The sequence below is a fragment of the Ruegeria sp. YKSD163 genome (assembly GCF_059612905.1).
Window position 1 is genome coordinate 390,744 of the sequence record NZ_JBXWRM010000002.1, and the last position, 15,303, is coordinate 406,046.

General features: G+C 62.7%; 15 protein-coding genes and 1 tRNA gene. 6 read left to right on the forward strand and 10 right to left on the reverse strand.

Going from position 1 to position 15,303, the window contains the following annotated elements; translation table 11 throughout:
• Positions 1-111: 111 nt before the first annotated feature.
• Positions 112-195: transfer RNA gene (locus AC2FNA_RS04725), tRNA-Tyr, on the forward strand.
• 674 nt (positions 196-869) lie between these two features.
• Here AC2FNA_RS04725 and ureG read toward each other — a convergent pair.
• Genes ureG through AC2FNA_RS04765 form a run of 8 tightly spaced genes read right to left on the reverse strand, consistent with a single transcriptional unit; the run spans position 870 to position 5,981 of the window.
• Positions 870-1,544, reverse strand: coding sequence for an urease accessory protein UreG (gene ureG / locus AC2FNA_RS04730; RefSeq protein ID WP_496824851.1), 675 nt, complete (start codon positions 1,542-1,544; stop codon positions 870-872).
• Positions 1,541-2,194 carry an urease accessory protein UreF gene (locus tag AC2FNA_RS04735; protein ID WP_496824853.1) on the reverse strand — a complete coding sequence of 218 codons (654 nt, stop codon included), beginning with the start codon at positions 2,192-2,194 and terminating at the stop codon, positions 1,541-1,543. Before AC2FNA_RS04735 ends, ureG begins: the two co-directional genes overlap by 4 nt.
• A complete protein-coding gene (ureE, locus tag AC2FNA_RS04740; protein WP_234143322.1) occupies positions 2,178-2,630 on the reverse strand; it encodes an urease accessory protein UreE in 453 nt (150 codons plus the stop codon). The genes AC2FNA_RS04735 and ureE overlap by 17 nt, the downstream gene beginning before the upstream one ends.
• A 19-nt stretch (positions 2,631-2,649) precedes the next feature.
• The gene (gene ureC, locus AC2FNA_RS04745; RefSeq protein WP_496824855.1) at positions 2,650-4,359 is read right to left on the reverse strand and encodes an urease subunit alpha; all 1,710 of its coding nucleotides are present in this window, start codon (positions 4,357-4,359) and stop codon (positions 2,650-2,652) included.
• Entirely contained in the window at positions 4,359-4,664 is a 306-nt protein-coding gene (locus AC2FNA_RS04750; protein WP_496824857.1) for an urease subunit beta, read from the reverse strand. The genes ureC and AC2FNA_RS04750 overlap by 1 nt, the downstream gene beginning before the upstream one ends.
• Complete coding sequence (locus AC2FNA_RS04755) at positions 4,661-4,822, reverse strand: hypothetical protein (RefSeq protein ID WP_496824859.1); 162 nt, start codon at positions 4,820-4,822, stop codon at positions 4,661-4,663. Before AC2FNA_RS04755 ends, AC2FNA_RS04750 begins: the two co-directional genes overlap by 4 nt.
• 18 nt (positions 4,823-4,840) lie before the next feature.
• On the reverse strand, positions 4,841-5,143 hold the full coding sequence (locus AC2FNA_RS04760) for an urease subunit gamma (RefSeq protein WP_496824860.1): 303 nt from the start codon (positions 5,141-5,143) through the stop codon (positions 4,841-4,843).
• Position 5,144: 1 nt separating this feature from the next.
• On the reverse strand, positions 5,145-5,981 hold the full coding sequence (locus AC2FNA_RS04765; RefSeq protein ID WP_496825044.1) for an urease accessory protein UreD: 837 nt from the start codon (positions 5,979-5,981) through the stop codon (positions 5,145-5,147).
• Between the two features lie 379 nt (positions 5,982-6,360).
• Between AC2FNA_RS04765 and urtA the strand changes: the two genes are divergently transcribed.
• Genes urtA through urtE form a run of 5 tightly spaced genes read left to right on the forward strand, consistent with a single transcriptional unit; the run spans position 6,361 to position 12,322 of the window.
• Complete coding sequence (gene urtA / locus AC2FNA_RS04770) at positions 6,361-7,641, forward strand: urea ABC transporter substrate-binding protein (protein WP_496824861.1); 1,281 nt, start codon at positions 6,361-6,363, stop codon at positions 7,639-7,641.
• A 59-nt stretch (positions 7,642-7,700) separates the two neighbouring features.
• A complete protein-coding gene (urtB, locus tag AC2FNA_RS04775; protein WP_496824862.1) occupies positions 7,701-9,653 on the forward strand; it encodes an urea ABC transporter permease subunit UrtB in 1,953 nt (650 codons plus the stop codon).
• A 3-nt stretch (positions 9,654-9,656) separates the two neighbouring features.
• Positions 9,657-10,886, forward strand: a complete 1,230-nt coding sequence (urtC, locus tag AC2FNA_RS04780) for an urea ABC transporter permease subunit UrtC (RefSeq protein ID WP_496824864.1) — start codon at positions 9,657-9,659, stop codon at positions 10,884-10,886.
• A complete protein-coding gene (gene urtD / locus AC2FNA_RS04785; RefSeq protein WP_496824866.1) occupies positions 10,883-11,623 on the forward strand; it encodes an urea ABC transporter ATP-binding protein UrtD in 741 nt (246 codons plus the stop codon). The genes urtC and urtD overlap by 4 nt, the downstream gene beginning before the upstream one ends.
• Positions 11,624-11,626: 3 nt before the next feature.
• Positions 11,627-12,322 carry an urea ABC transporter ATP-binding subunit UrtE gene (gene urtE, locus AC2FNA_RS04790; RefSeq protein WP_496824868.1) on the forward strand — a complete coding sequence of 232 codons (696 nt, stop codon included), beginning with the start codon at positions 11,627-11,629 and terminating at the stop codon, positions 12,320-12,322.
• 66 nt (positions 12,323-12,388) lie between these two features.
• On the opposite strand, the gene AC2FNA_RS04795 is transcribed toward urtE, so the two are convergent.
• Entirely contained in the window at positions 12,389-13,492 is a 1,104-nt protein-coding gene (locus AC2FNA_RS04795; RefSeq protein WP_496824870.1) for a glycine cleavage T C-terminal barrel domain-containing protein, read from the reverse strand.
• Positions 13,493-13,597: 105 nt separating this feature from the next.
• Positions 13,598-15,175, reverse strand: coding sequence for an ABC transporter substrate-binding protein (locus tag AC2FNA_RS04800; protein ID WP_496824872.1), 1,578 nt, complete (start codon positions 15,173-15,175; stop codon positions 13,598-13,600).
• Positions 15,176-15,303: the final 128 nt, after the last annotated feature.

Consider the following 15,303-nt stretch of genomic DNA (forward strand, 5'->3'; position numbering starts at 1 on the left):
GCGCCCTCCGGGTGCGGCAAAAGTTTCCTGCGCCAAAGCGGATTTTTCCTGTTGACGCTCCATTGGGACGCTAGTAATCACGCCTCCACGTCAGGCGCAACGCCTGACAGTGGGCGACAGGCCGCAAGGTGTGGCAGGGGACTGTAACTCCCTCGCGGAGACGCACGCCTGGTTCGATTCCAGGGTCGCCCACCACTTTCCCTTGATTTCACTCGATTTTCTGGCGGGAAGTTCCTGTTGCCTAATCTTTGCCAAGCATTTGGCGGGATCGCGGCGCAGTCGGTTGCTCACGTAGCCCGACCCGCAAGATCCGGCGTTAGTTTCCATTTGTCAGGCCCGACTTAGCCGCGCGACGCCCTTGCGAAGTTCTGTGCTGGGGTTCGGTCGTCGATATAGGTGCCATGGTACTCCGCGAACGTGTTGACTTCGCCTGCACCTCCCCTCACGTAGAAGACGCCGGACTGATCGCTCTGCCGACACGAAGGCGACCACCTTTTGTCGAATCTATCGAATTTGTCCTTCGCTTCTTCGCGTGGTTCGTAGAGGACTGTTATATGCTCGCCTGCGCCCTCGGGCAGAAACGTGGTGAGCCTTGGGCGGTTGATTTACTGTCACTTGGAAAGCGCGCAGGTGCGCCCGTTCCAAAAACCGGTTCAAGTGACATCCTCCCATTCCCGCTGAAACTGAGTCAATGGGGATGGATGCCGCGGTGACGGAGTGCCCGACGAGGATTACAGCGAAGAGGTAAACGGGCTCTGAGAACTGATGCCCGGGCGAACCGCCTGAGAGGCACCGCACGCACGGCTACGGGTCACCCCTACAAGAGCAGGTTCAGGTCCGGGTACTGCTCAGACTGACCGCAGGCGCGTTCACGATCCCGCACGCATCGCGGCGCCTGCCCCGGTGGGCCTGTTTCTGCGCGCCATGGCTGCGTTCAGGCCTCCGATGCGCGCCAGCAGTTCGACAACCTGATCGACCCCGGTCCGATGACGCAGGGCGGTAAATACAAAGGGCCTGTCCTTGCGCATCCTGTGCGCATCCCGCTCCATCACCTCCAGCGACGCGCCCACATGCGGGGCCAGATCGGTCTTGTTGATGATCAGTATGTCGGATTTCGTGATCGCCGGCCCGCCCTTGCGGGGTATCTCCTCGCCCGCTGCGACGTCGATCACGTAGAGGGTCACATCCGCCAGTTCCGGGCTGAAGGTGGCAGACAGATTGTCGCCGCCGCTTTCGATCAAGACGATATCCAGATCGGGATGGCGTGCGCAAAGCTCGGCCACGGCGGCCAGGTTGATCGAGGCATCCTCGCGGATCGCGGTATGCGGGCAGCCGCCCGTCTCAACCCCGATGATCCGGTCCTGTGGCAGGATCTGCATCCGCATCAGGGCCTCGGCATCCTCTTGCGTATAGATGTCATTGGTGATGACACCGACGGAACAGACGTCGCGCAGGGCCTCGGCCAAGGCGGCGGTCAGGGTGGTCTTGCCCGCGCCGACAGGTCCGCCGATGCCGACGCGCAGGGGGCCGTTCATGCTGCTCATGTTCGAAAAATCCTTGAATACTGGGTTTCGTGTTTCATCGACGCGATATCGGCCAGAAACGCGGTCGAACTCAGATCGTCCAGCCCAGCCGCAAGCGACTGTTCCGCAAGCCGCGCGCAGGGCGGTGTCAGGTCACGGATCAACCGCTGCGCCTCGGTCTGGCCCAGGGGCACAAGGCGGGTGGCGCAGGCGACCAGATTGCTCATGAAGGCCTGGAGAAAAATCTGCGTCGACAGCAAGAGCGGCAGGTTCTGCAAGCGCGCCGCATGACCCACCGCGACCGGATAGGTCAGCTGATCCAGTGCCAGATCCCAGACATCACCTGTCACGGCCCCAAACGCCTGCCCCAGGAGACGGGTTTCCATCAGCCGTTCGGACGAGGCGCAAAAAGCCCGCGCGGTGGCGTCGATCCCCGCCAGCGCGCCTGCATCTCCAGCCCGGTATGCCGCGACAAGAAACAGCGCGTCATTCCAGCCAGCTCCGAACTCCAGCACATCCGCGATCCAGGCGCCGGTGTCTTGCGCGGTGGTGACCGTGCCCCTGTCGATTGCCGCCTCCAGCCCGTGGGAATAGGCAAAGCTCCCCACCGGGTAGGCCGGAGACAACCATTGGGTCAGCGTCAGGATATCGATGTCAGTGGGCGTGACCATGGGTCCTGCCGTGGCCATAGGCCCCGCCTTCCGGGGTAAAGGGTTCGACAACCTCGCGCAGTTCGGCCCCCAGTTTCAGCAACATGTCGCGCAAGACATGATCGCGCTGGATCAGCAGCCGGGTCGGCTCGATCTGGCAGGGCGTGTGCCGGTTCCCGATATGCCAGGCCAGTTGTAACAGGTTGTCGCCGCCAACCTCGAGCAGTTCTTCGGGCGCAGCGACGATCTCGACCTCGCGCCCATCCTCCAGCACCAGCACGCCACCATGGTCGAGCGAGCGGGTCTGCGCCAGATCGACCAGAAAGGTCTCTCCCGCATCCGTGGCCAGCATCTTGCGGCGCAGAAAGCGGCCGTCATAGTCCAGCGAAACCTGGGCGCAAGCCGGTGCATGAGGGTGATCGCGGTAGATGCGGGCGGTCTTTATCGCGGTGCTCATCGGGGGTCTCCTTGCGGGCTCAGAACAGGAAATAGCGCTGCGCCATCGGCAGCACCTCTGCAGGTTGGCAGGTCAGCAACACGCCATCGGCGCGGACCTCGTAGGTTTCCGGATCGACCTCGATCCGTGGGGTTGCGTTGTTCAGCAGCAGATCGCGCTTGCCTATGGCGCGGGTGTTGCGCACGGCAACTGTCTGTTTCGCCAGCCCCAGCCTTGCGCGCACCCCATCAGCCTGTGCGGCATCGGAGACGAAGATCACGGCAGAGTGCTCGACCGAGCGGCCATAGGCGCCCCACATCGGCCGGGAATAGACCGGCTGCGGTGTTGGGATCGACGCATTGGGATCACCCATCTGGGCACAGACGATGGTGCCGCCCAGCAGCACCATTTCCGGTTTCACCCCGAAAAAAGCCGGATCCCACAGGACGAGATCGGCGCGTTTACCTTCCTCGATGCTGCCGATCTCATGCGCGATGCCGTGGGCGATGGCCGGGTTGATCGTGTATTTCGCGATATAGCGGCGGACGCGGAAATTATCGTTATCGCCAGTTTCCTCAGCCAACCTGCCGCGCTGTTTCTTCATCTTGTCGGCGGTCTGCCAAGTTCGGATCAGCACCTCGCCCACCCGGCCCATCGCCTGGCTGTCGGAGGCGATGATCGAAAATGCACCCATGTCGTGCAGAATGTCCTCGGCCGCGATGGTCTCGCGCCGGATGCGGCTTTCGGCGAAAGCCACGTCCTCGGGGATCGACTTGTCCAGGTGGTGACAGACCATCAGCATGTCGAGATGTTCCTCGACCGTGTTCACGGTAAAGGGGCGCGTCGGGTTGGTGGACGAGGGCAGAACATGGTCCTCGCCGCAGATCCGAATGATGTCGGGGGCATGTCCGCCGCCTGCACCCTCGGTGTGAAAGGCATGGATCGTCCGGCCCTTCATGGCCTTGACCGTATGTTCCACGAAACCGCTTTCGTTGAGCGTGTCGGTGTGGATCATCACCTGCACGTCCATCGCGTCCGCCACTGACAGGCAACAGTCGATCGTTGCGGGCGTGGTGCCCCAGTCCTCGTGCAATTTCAGGGCACAGGCCCCGGCCAGCACCTGCTCCTCCAGCGCGGCGGGCAACGCGGCATTGCCCTTGCCCGCAAAGGCAAGGTTCATCGGAAAGGCATCGGCGGCCTGCAACATCCGCCCGATATGCCAGGGCCCCGGCGTACATGTGGTGGCCAGCGTACCATGGGCCGGGCCGGTGCCGCCGCCCAGCATGGTTGTCAGGCCCGAATGCAGCGCATCCTCGATCTGTTGAGGGCAGATGAAGTGGATATGACTGTCGAACCCGCCAGCGGTCAGGATCCGCCCTTCGCCGGCGATGATCTCGGTACCCGGTCCGATGATGATATCGACCCCCGGCTGGGTGTCGGGGTTACCGGCCTTGCCGATCTTGAGGATACGCCCGTCTTTCAGGCCGATATCAGCCTTGGTGATGCCCGAGTGATCGACGATCAGCGCGTTGGTGATCACCGTGTCCACCGCGCCCGCCGCGCGGGTGGCCTGCGACTGGCCCATGCCGTCGCGGATCACCTTGCCGCCGCCGAACTTGACCTCTTCACCGTAAACAGTCAGGTCGCGCTCCACCTCGATGATCAGGTCGGTATCGGCCAACCGAAGCTTGTCGCCCGTGGTCGGGCCGAACATGGCGGCGTAGTCGCTGCGTTTGATCTGTGTCGGCATCACAGCGTTCCCATGACCTGTTGATTGAAGCCGTAGACCTTGCGCGCCCCGCCAATCGGGATCACCGAGACCTCGCGGCTCTGCCCCGGCTCAAAGCGCACGGCGGTCCCCGGCGCGATGTCCAGCCGCATGCCGCGCGCGGCGGCACGGTCGAACTGCAAGGCGGGATTGGCTTCGGCGAAATGATAGTGTGACCCGACCTGAACCGGGCGGTCGCCGGTGTTCGATACCATCAGGGTGGTCGCCACGGCACCCGCGTTCAGAAGGATCAGCCCCTCTGCCGGGAACAGCTCCCCCGGGATCATCTGGGCAACCGTGACAACAGGGCAATAACGATGAGGGCGATCAGGGCCAGCCCCACACCCAGTCCGGCATAGTCGGCTTCATGGACGTGTATATGGGTATCGGTATGGGCCATGGCGGGGCTTGCGAACACGAGCGCGGCAAACAGCATGCGGGTCATTGGAAACTCCTTGTCAGATCAGCGGATGGGGTTGTGTACAGTGACCAGCTTGGTGCCATCCGGAAACGTGGCCTCGACCTGAACGTCGTGGATCATCTCGGGAATGCCCTCCATGCACTGGTCGCGGGTGATGACCTCGGCCCCGGCCTGCATCATCTCGGCGACCGAACGGCCGTCGCGGGCGCCCTCGACCACCGCCTCGGTGATCAGGGCAATCGCCTCGGGGTGGTTCAGCTTGACGCCCCGCGCCAGCCGCCTGCGGGCAACCTCGGCGGCCATGGCGACCAATAGCTTGTCTTTCTCACGCGGTGTCAGGTTCATGTCAGAGCATCCAGCATCGGGGTAAGGTGTCGTCATTGAGCAGGCGCAGAACCGGCAGCAGGTCGCGCCTGAGGGTGAAGCTGCTTTCGGCCAGGATCCGCATCACCAGCAGGTCCGGCGTGATCAAACTGGCACCGGCGGTGTCGGGCAGCAGCGCGCGGACCGGGGCCAAACGCGCCTCGGCGGTTGGCGCGGCAAGAACGACCAGCGCCATTGCCCCGGCGCCATTGGCGATATGCGGCCTGGCGAGATGGGCATGCAGATCGCCAGAGAACCGCATCGCGTCCAGAAAGACCGGCGCCGCGCCGCGCCGGATCTCGACCCGGTCGCGCAGGCGGATATCGGTCAGGGTCTCTCCCATCGCCGCACGCCCAAAGACCAGCGGCTCGACCATCAGCAGGGTTGCATCCGGCGCCATGTCGATGTGCAAACGACGATCAAGCGCGCTGCGGTTGAACAGGATGGTCTCTTGCGGCAGCCAGTTCAGCCTTGCGCCGGGTTCGACGGTCAGGCTGGTAGAGACCTGCCCCCAGCTATCGGGTAGCGCCTTGTAGAGGCGTTCGCAGGCCTGCGAGGTCAGGGTCAGCGTGGTGCCAGAGGCGGCCGCGCCGGTGAACCGGAACCTGTCGCCCCCGGTAATGCCACCCGCGGTGTTCAGCAGGACCACGTCCAATCCCCGGCCCGCCGGGCGGGGAAACAGGCATTTGAACGACCCCGCCTGATGCAGGTGGTCCAGAACGGACCTTTCCCCCAAAGGCTTGGTGCGCAGTCGAATCGCGCCCTTGGCGCGCGGGGTCGCCTGTGCTTTGTCGGGCGATATGCGGGAAAGGTGAGTAATGGGGCACCTTCAACGGGTTGTTTCGCACCACCTGTTTCGCCGCTGCAGCATCAGAGCGCTATTCCACCATGCGGCCAGCCGGCCCGATTCCCTCGCCCCTGATCATCTTTTAGGCAGCAGTCCGGCCCGCAGATCAAAAAACGGGCAGACACAGCCGAAATGTGGAAATGCTGAACAGGCCGGTTGCGCAAATTGCTGCAATGCAGAAACCGTATGAATGCCCACAGCGGAGAGTCATTCCGAAGGGTGTGTGACGGCTGCGCGAATTGGACCTCGGACACAACCGCCACACGGAACGCAACAACAGTTGCGGGGATCAGGTAGTAGAAGAGCACGCCGTGACGCAAGCCCTCTCTCCCGTCCTCGCCAGGAGGATCATATGACATCTTTCAAATCCACACTTGCCGGATCGGTCGTATTTGCCGCCATGGCCACCGCCGCGCTTGCGGCCGAAGACACGATCAAGGTGGGCGTGCTGCATTCGCTCTCGGGCACCATGGCCATCTCGGAGACCACGCTGAAGGACACCATGCTGATGCTGATCGACCAGCAGAACGCCAAGGGCGGGCTGCTGGGCAAGCAACTTGAGGCGGTCGTGGTCGACCCGGCCTCAGACTGGCCGCTCTTTGCCGAAAAGGCGCGCGAATTGCTGACCGTGCACGAGGTCGACGTGATCTTTGGCAACTGGACCTCGGTCAGCCGCAAATCGGTGCTGCCGGTGATCGAAGAGCTGAACGGGTTGCTGTTCTACCCGGTGCAGTACGAGGGTGAGGAATCGTCCAAGAATGTGTTCTATACCGGCGCCGCTCCGAACCAGCAGGCGATCCCGGCCACCGACTATTTCCTGGATGAACTGGGTGTCGAGAAATTCGCGCTGCTGGGCACCGACTATGTCTATCCGCGTACCACCAACAACATCCTCGAAAGCTATCTGAAGCAGAAGGGCATCGCCGACGAGGATATCTTTGTCAATTACACGCCTTTCGGCCATTCCGACTGGTCCAAGATCGTGGCCGATGTGGTCGCCCTGGGCGCGGATGGCAAGAAGGTGGGCGTCATCTCGACCATCAACGGCGATGCCAATATCGGGTTCTACAAGGAACTGGCCGCAGCCGGTGTTTCGGCGGATGACATCCCTGTCGTGGCCTTCTCGGTGGGCGAGGAAGAACTCTCGGGTCTGGATACCACCAACCTTGTCGGCCATCTGGCGGCCTGGAACTATTTCCAGTCGGCCGATACCGAGGCCAACGCCGAATTCGTCGAGACCTGGAAGGCCACGATGGGCGAGGATCGTGTCACCAACGACCCGATGGAGGCGCATTACATCGGTTTCAACATGTGGGTGAACGCCGCGACACAAGCGGGCTCGACCGAGGTCGACGCAGTGCGGGCCGCCATGTACGGGCAGGAATTCCCGAACCTGACCGGCGGCACCGCGGTCATGCTGCCGAACCACCATCTGGCCAAGCCGGTCCTGATCGGCGAAATCCAGGCGGACGGTCAGTTCGACATCATCAGCGAGACCGACGTGGTGCCGGGCGACGCCTGGACCGATTTTCTTCCGGAATCCGCCGTCCTGAAATCGGATTGGAAGGATCTGGGCTGCGGCATGTACAACACCCAGACCCAGACCTGCGTTCAGACCCTGTCGAACTACTGATACCACTTGCAAGGCGGGCGCCCTGCCCGCCTTGCCTCAGGACATCCGGGTTTCACCACATGTTTAGACTTTTTCTCGCGAGCCTCGCACTCGTGGGCACCTGCCTGACGGCCTCGGCGCAAGAGGCCGCATTGCAGACAATCCTGCAAGAACATCGGGCGACGATTGCCGAAAGCTCGCGCAAGACGATCGGACCGGCGATTGACGCGATTGCCGCCAGCGGGTTGCCGCAGGCCCAACGGATGCTCGAGACATGGGCCGCCAAGGACATGTGGATGCGCAAATCCGACGGTCTCTTCTTTGCCGGCAGAAAGGGTGAGGGGCGCACTTATGTCCTGACCGATTTCGATACCGGCGCGACCGTCGGCAGCTTTGCCTCGTCCGAATTGACGCAGCTGAAACCCAATAGCGGCATACGGGCGATGATCGGTACCGCGCTGGTGCGGTTCCAGCTGTCCGACCCCGACCGGGCCAAGCGGCTGTCGGCGCTCAATTCGATCCAGCGCGCGCCCGAAGCGGCCCTGTTGCCCCCTTTGCGCGCGTCGATCGCAGCAGAGCCCGACGTCGATATCAGGGCGCGCAAGCAGCGGCTGGAGCGGTTGCTGACCATCGGCTACGACACCGACCCCCGCGCCCGTGTTCAGGCCATCGACGACATGTCCGACGGGCTTGGCCTCGACCTGCGCGCGGCTCTGAACCCTCTGGTCGACACGACCCGGCATGCGGCGCCCGCGCTGCCGGAAGTGGCCAACATCGCCGCCGTTCTCGAACCGGGACGAGAGGGTCTGTCCGTTGTCGACGCCTATGACCTGCTCGTCGCAAGGGATCTCGCCCCGCCACGCGTTTCGCAAGACGACATTCGAAGCGCGTTGGCGGCACATATCGTTGGCGGGCGCGTCGGCGACGTGCCGGTCGCGCAACTCGATTCCGATACCGCGCGTGCTCAGGCCTATGCCGCACTGGCCCGGGCCGGCGCGGTGCCCGCGCTGGTCACCCAGGCCGATATCGCCGCCGCAGTGGCCGGGCATGTGTTCTTTGATGCCTATGTCGAACCGTCAAAGGACGTCACCGAGGCTGCCCAACAGGCATTGGACAGGATCGACCTGAAGGTCGGCATGAACCAGACGCTCGACCTGGCGCTGGATGCGGTCTCGCTGGCGTCGATCTACTTTCTTGCGGCCATCGGTCTGGCCATCACCTTTGGCGTGATGGGAGTGATCAACATGGCCCATGGCGAGTTCATCATGATGGGCGCCTATACCGGCTATGTGGTGCAACAGGTCATTCCGGATCACACGCTCTCGATCATCGTCGCGATCCCGATGGCCTTTGCCGTCACCTTTGCCGCCGGTGTCGCGATGGAGCGGCTGGTGATCCGCTGGCTCTATGCCCGCCCGCTCGAGACCCTGCTTGCCACCTTCGGTATCTCGATCGCGCTGCAACAGCTGGCCAAGAACATCTTTGGCACCCAGGCCCGGCCGCTGACCGCGCCCGGCTGGCTGGATGGGGCATGGGTGCTCAACGACGTGGTGTCGATCAGCTATATCCGCATCGCCATCTTCGCGCTGGCGCTGATCTTTCTGGCGCTGTTTCTCTATATCGCGAAACGCACCCGGCTGGGTCTGGAGATGCGGGCGGTGACGCAGAACCCGCGCATGGCAGGATCAATGGGCATCAACCCCGGTCGGGTGAACATGCTGACCTTTGGGCTCGGCTCGGGCATTGCCGGGATCGCCGGTGTCGCCATCGGTCTCTTTGCCAAGGTCACTTCGGATCTGGGCAGCGATTATATCGTGCAAAGCTTCATGACCGTGGTTGTCGGCGGCGTCGGCAACATCTGGGGCGCGCTGGCCGGAGCGGGCATGATCGGTTTCCTGCAAAAGGGGATCGAATGGATGAACCCGTCCAACACCCTGGCCGCCCAGACCTACATGATCGTCTTCATCATCATCTTCATCCAGTTCCGGCCAAGGGGCATCATCGCCCTCAAGGGCCGCGCCGCAGGGGATTGAGCCATGAACCGCAGCTTTGTTGCAAGAAACCCGTCGGTGCTGGTCTTTCTGGCCCTGCTGTCGCTGTTCACCCTTGTCATCACCGTCCTGTCCGAAGGCTTTGGCATCGGCGTGATCTCGACCAGTTTCGTCAAGACGCTGGGCAAGACACTGTGCCTGTGCCTGATCGCGGTGGCGATGGATCTGGTCTGGGGCTTTACGGGCATCCTGTCGCTGGGCCATTTCGCCTTTTTCGGGCTGGGCGGCTACATGATCGGCATGTGGCTGATGTACGAGCGCACCCGCCTGATCGTGGTCGATGCGCTGTCGCAAGCCGAGATCCCACCGACCCCGTCCGAGGTGGTCGATGCAATCGGCAGCCAGATCTTCGGTGTGGTCGGATCATCCGAGTTTCCCTTGATCTGGGCCTTTGCCGACAGTCTGGCGCTGCAGCTGATGCTGGTGGTGCTGGTGCCCGGATTGCTGGCGCTGGTCTTTGGCTGGCTGGCCTTTCGCAGCCGCGTCACCGGCGTGTACCTGTCCATCCTGACCCAGGCGATGACGCTGGCGCTGGCGCTCTACCTGTTCCAGAACGACAGCGGTTTGCGCGGCAATAACGGCCTGTCCGGCCTACAAAACCTGCCGGGTGTCACCGCCCCGCAGGATATCGTGTCGATCTGGTTCCTCTGGGCCTCGGCGCTGGCGCTGGGTCTGGGATACCTGCTGGCCGCCTGGATCGTGTCGGGCAAATTCGGCTCGGTGATCCGCGGCATCCGCGACAACGAGGCACGGGTTCGCTTTCTGGGCTACTCGGTCGAGGTCTACAAGCTGGCCGTTTTCACCCTGACCGCCTGTCTCGCGGCCATCGCGGGCGCGCTCTACTATCCGCAGGCGGGCATCATCAACCCCGAGGAGATGGCGCCCATCGCCTCGATCTATCTGGCTGTCTGGGTGGCCATAGGCGGGCGCGGGCGTCTTTATGGGGCGGTGATCGGGGCGGCCTTTGTCAGCCTGCTCAGCACCTGGTTCACCGGCGGCCAGGCTCCGGATATCCCGCTGGGTTTCTACACGATCAAATGGGTCGACTGGTGGCAGGTGCTGCTCGGGGGATCCTTTGTGCTGGTCACCCTGTTCGCGCCGCAAGGGATCGGAGGGCTTTTCGACCTCTGGTCGAACCGGCGGCACCCGGATCGCCATGGCGCCAATCTGGGCCCCGACGCCGGATCCCTGCGGGAAAAGGAGGCAACGCAATGAGTACCCTGCTGGAAGTGAGCGGCGTCTCGGTCTCGTTCGACGGATTTCGCGCGATCAACAACCTGTCATTCCGCATCGGCAGCGCCGAGTTGCGCGCCGTGATCGGGCCGAACGGCGCGGGAAAGACCACATTCATGGATATCATCACCGGCAAGACCCGCCCCGACGAGGGCCGCGTGATCTGGGGCGAGAAATCCGTATCGCTGCTGCGCCTGAGCGAGGCCGCGATCGCGCAGGTGGGGATCGGGCGGAAGTTCCAGAAACCCACCGTGTTCGAAGACCAGACGGTGCAGGAAAACCTGCTGTTGGCGCTGCAGAACACGCGCGGCTGGCTCGGGGTATTGTTCTACCGCCCAACCGCCACCGATTTGCAGAAGGTCGATGATCTGGCGACCGAAATCGGCCTGCGGCAAGAACTGACGCGCAAGTCCGGCGAATTGAGCCATGGCCAGAAGCAATGGCTGGAAATCGGCATGCTGCTGGCGCAGGAACCGCGCCTGCTGCTGGTGGACGAACCCGCCGCCGGGATGTCCCCACAAGAGCGCGAACACACGACCGACCTGCTGGTTCAGGCCGCCAGGACCCGGGCCGTTGTGGTTGTCGAACATGACATGGAGTTTGTCCGGCGCCTGAACTGCAAGGTCACCGTACTGCACGAGGGGTCGGTTCTGGCCGAAGGCAGCCTCGACCACGTGACCTCCAATCAGGACGTCATCGACGTTTACCTGGGACGCTAGACCATGCTGAAACTGACCGATCTGACCCTGCATTACGGGCATTCGCAAATCCTCAACGGCATCTCGATGGAGGCCAGACAAGGCGAGGTGACCTGTGTGATGGGCACCAATGGCGTTGGCAAGACCAGCCTGATGAAGGCGATCTCGGGCACGCATCCGCGCTCGGGCGGTACGCTGGAACTGGATGGCGAGCAAGTCGGCACCCTGCCCGCGCATGGGATGGCCTGGAAAGGCGTCGCCTATGTGCCGCAGGGGCGCGAGATCTTTCCGCTGCTGACCGTCCGTGAAAACCTGGAAACCGGCTTTGCCTGTCTGCCCAAGGATGCGCATGTCATCCCCGAGGAGGTGTTTGACCTGTTCCCGGTGCTCAAGCAGATGCAGAACCGGCGCGGCGGCGATCTGTCGGGCGGCCAGCAGCAGCAACTGGCCATTGCCCGCGCGTTGATCACCAAGCCGCGCCTGCTGCTTCTGGACGAGCCCACCGAAGGCATCCAGCCCAACATCATCCAGCAGATCGGAGAGGTCATCCGGCATCTCAGGGCCTCGGGCGACATGGCGATCGTGCTGGTCGAGCAGTATTTCGATTTCGCCTACGAGCTTGCCGACCGGATATTGGTGCTGCGGCGCGGAGAAGTCATCACCCGCGGCAGCAAGGCAGAGCTGTCGCGAGAGGCGGTCTTGGCCGGGATCTCCGTCTGAGTGCCCGAGAGCCGCCCCGCTTGCGCTGTTCGCTGCGGCGGTTCCCTGCTGCTCTTGCTGCCGCCGTCAGAGGAAAGGCAGCTCGCAAAGGGTCCCTTCGACCGCACCGGACCCACGTCGCACCAGCACACGGTCACCGGGATTTGCCATGACCGAAACAAGGGCGAAACCGATGTTCTTCTTCATCCGGTAGGACCAGACGCAGGTGGTCAGATCGCCGATCTTCTGCCCGTTCCTCTCGATGTCGTTCCAGGTGAATTCGGCCTTAACCGGTTCGGGATCGTCCAGAATCACACCCAGTTGATGCCGTTTCGGCCCCTCGGCCGCGATGCGCCGCAGCGCAGTGATCCCGATGGTGTCGTCGGGTACATGCAGATCGACATATTTGCCCATCCGCACTTCGAACGGGTTGGTCTGCCCGTCTGAATCGCCGCCATAGGACACCAGACCGCTTTCGACCCGTTCGCACCAGTTCGGGTTCCCCGGCCCGATGCCATACGGTTGACCCGCTTCCTTGACGATGTTCCAGAGCGCGGTGCCCTTGGAGCCATCCATCAGATAAATCTCGAAACCGCCCTGTTTCGACCAGCCGGACCGGGCCACCGCGACCGGAATGCCTTCTATCTCGGTCTCGCGGAACCAGAAATACTTCAGGTCCCGCACCCAATCGCCAAAGATCGAGGCGACCACGGTTTCCGCCTTGGGTCCCTGCACCGCAAGCGGCGACACGTCCGGCTCGCTCACCTCGACATTCAGACCGCGCTCGCGCGCAATCGCCTCGGCCCAGAACCAGATGTTGCTGTCCGCGATTGAGAGCCAATAGCGTTCCTCGTCCAGCTTCAACAGGATCGGGTCGTTGATCAGCACCCCATGGTGATTGCAGAGCGGAACATATTTGCCCTGCCCAACCTTGCATTTCGTCAGATCCCTGGGCGCCAGTATCTGCGCCAGCCGCCCTGCATCCGGCCCTTTCAGCTGGACCTGGCGTTCCACCGCCACATCCCACATTGAAACGCCGTTGATGATGCGCCAGTACTCCTCTTCGGGATGACCGTAAGAGGTCGGCATCAGCATCTGGTTATAGGTCGTCATGGCGCAGACACCGTCGGCCAGCGTGGCCTCGTAAAAGGGCGACGTCCGCAGGCGGGTCGAGGGCGAGATGGAGAACATGATTGCACCGGTTGTTCGGGTGGACGCAAGAAAACGGCCGCCAGTCCGGGTCGACCGGCGGCCAGGGGTCAGTCTGCTGGTGTCACTGACGGTGAGTGATCCGGATCAGGCGAGCCAGACGTTGCGCAAGGTCTGACCAAATCCACCCATCGCACCGACCGAATGCGGCGTATAGCCCATGACGTTCTTCGCGGTCGCCTCAAGCTGGTTCTGGAAGACAGGGTTCACGAACCCGCCGTCATCATTCATCATGTGCAGCATGTCGCAATACATCTGGGCGCGTTTGCCTTCGTCCAGTTCGGCACGCGCGGCAAGGATCATGGCATCGAACGCATCCGAACCCCACATGGTTTCGTTCCAGCTGCCACCTTTCATGTGCGCAATGGTCAGAAAGGCGTCCACGGTGGGTCGCGCCTGCCAGCCCGACATGGTCATCGGCTTCTGCATCCAGATGTTCGACCAATACCCGTCCGAAGGGGTCTTGATGACCTTGATATCGGCAGCGCCCTTCGCGGATTGCTGGAAGGTCAGCGCGATGTCGTTGGCCGTGCTGCCGGCGGTCTCCGAGGTGTAGAGTTCGACAGCGTTGACCCCGGCCTTGTCGAAATAGAACTTGGCCTTGTCCAGGTCGTATTCGGCGGGCATCACATCCTTGCACCAGTACTTGTAGGTTGGTCCGATCGGCGTGTCGGCCGAAATCGTGCCGATGCCCTTGAACACCTGGTTCAGGATCAGTTCGCGATCCAGCGCATGCTTGATCCCCTTGCGGAAATCCGCGTTGTCCGTCGGCGCCCGGTCAACCATCATGACGATGTTGGTGAAGCCACCCGTGGGCGTGTTGTAAAGTGTGATCGCATCATTGCCGCTCAGTTGTTCCACCGCAAAGGCGGGCACATCGCGGATGGCGTCCACGTCACCGGCCAGCAATGTGCTGAGCGTCGCATTAGCGTCCGGAACCGGGATGAAGTCGATCCCGTCGAGATAGGGCTTGCCCTCTTCGTGGTAGTTGTCAAAGCGCTCAAGAACGACACGCTCACCCGGAATGAACTCCATCACCTTGAACGGACCGGACCCGATCGCATTGGCAAAATCGGTGTGCCCCGCCGGATGAATGGCAAGGTGATAGTCCGACATGATTACCGGCAGGTCGGCATTGCCCGAGGACAGGGTGATCTTGACGGTCGAGGCATCCGGCGCCTCGATTGCCGTAACGGTGGAAAGCAGTGCCTTGGCGGGAGATTCCGAACCTTCGGCGATATGCCGCGACAGGCTTTCGACCACATCAGCCGCTGTCACCGACTGGCCGTTGTGGAAGGTCAGGCCGCCGCGCAGCTTGAAACTCCACTCGGTCGCCTGTGCATTCACGCTCCACTCCTCGGCCGCGTCGCCCTCGACCTCCAGTGTCGGAGCGAACCGGGTGAGGCGCTGATACACGCAGTTCGAGTAAATGCCGTCATCGGTGTCGACCATACGCACTGGTTCCAGCGTATTGTCGGTGTTGCCCTGCGCGATCCGCAGCCAGCCGCCGCGCTTGGGTTCTTCGGCATGTGCCGGGCCAGCCATAGTGAGGATACTGCTTGCCGCAGGCATCAGCAGGCCAAAGGCGCCTGCGCGTTTGAAAAAGCCGCGGCGGCTGAGCGCGCCGGCCTTGTATTGCCGTACCAGGCTGTCGATGTCGGACATGTCATTACCTCCCAGATGACCGATGACGGGCAGTCCCCGCTATGCCGCAAAGAGTGCGGGGCGCGCGTGCGTGGCACAAACAACCGATTTCATGACTTTGCCATAACTGTGGTTATGCATTGCATCCG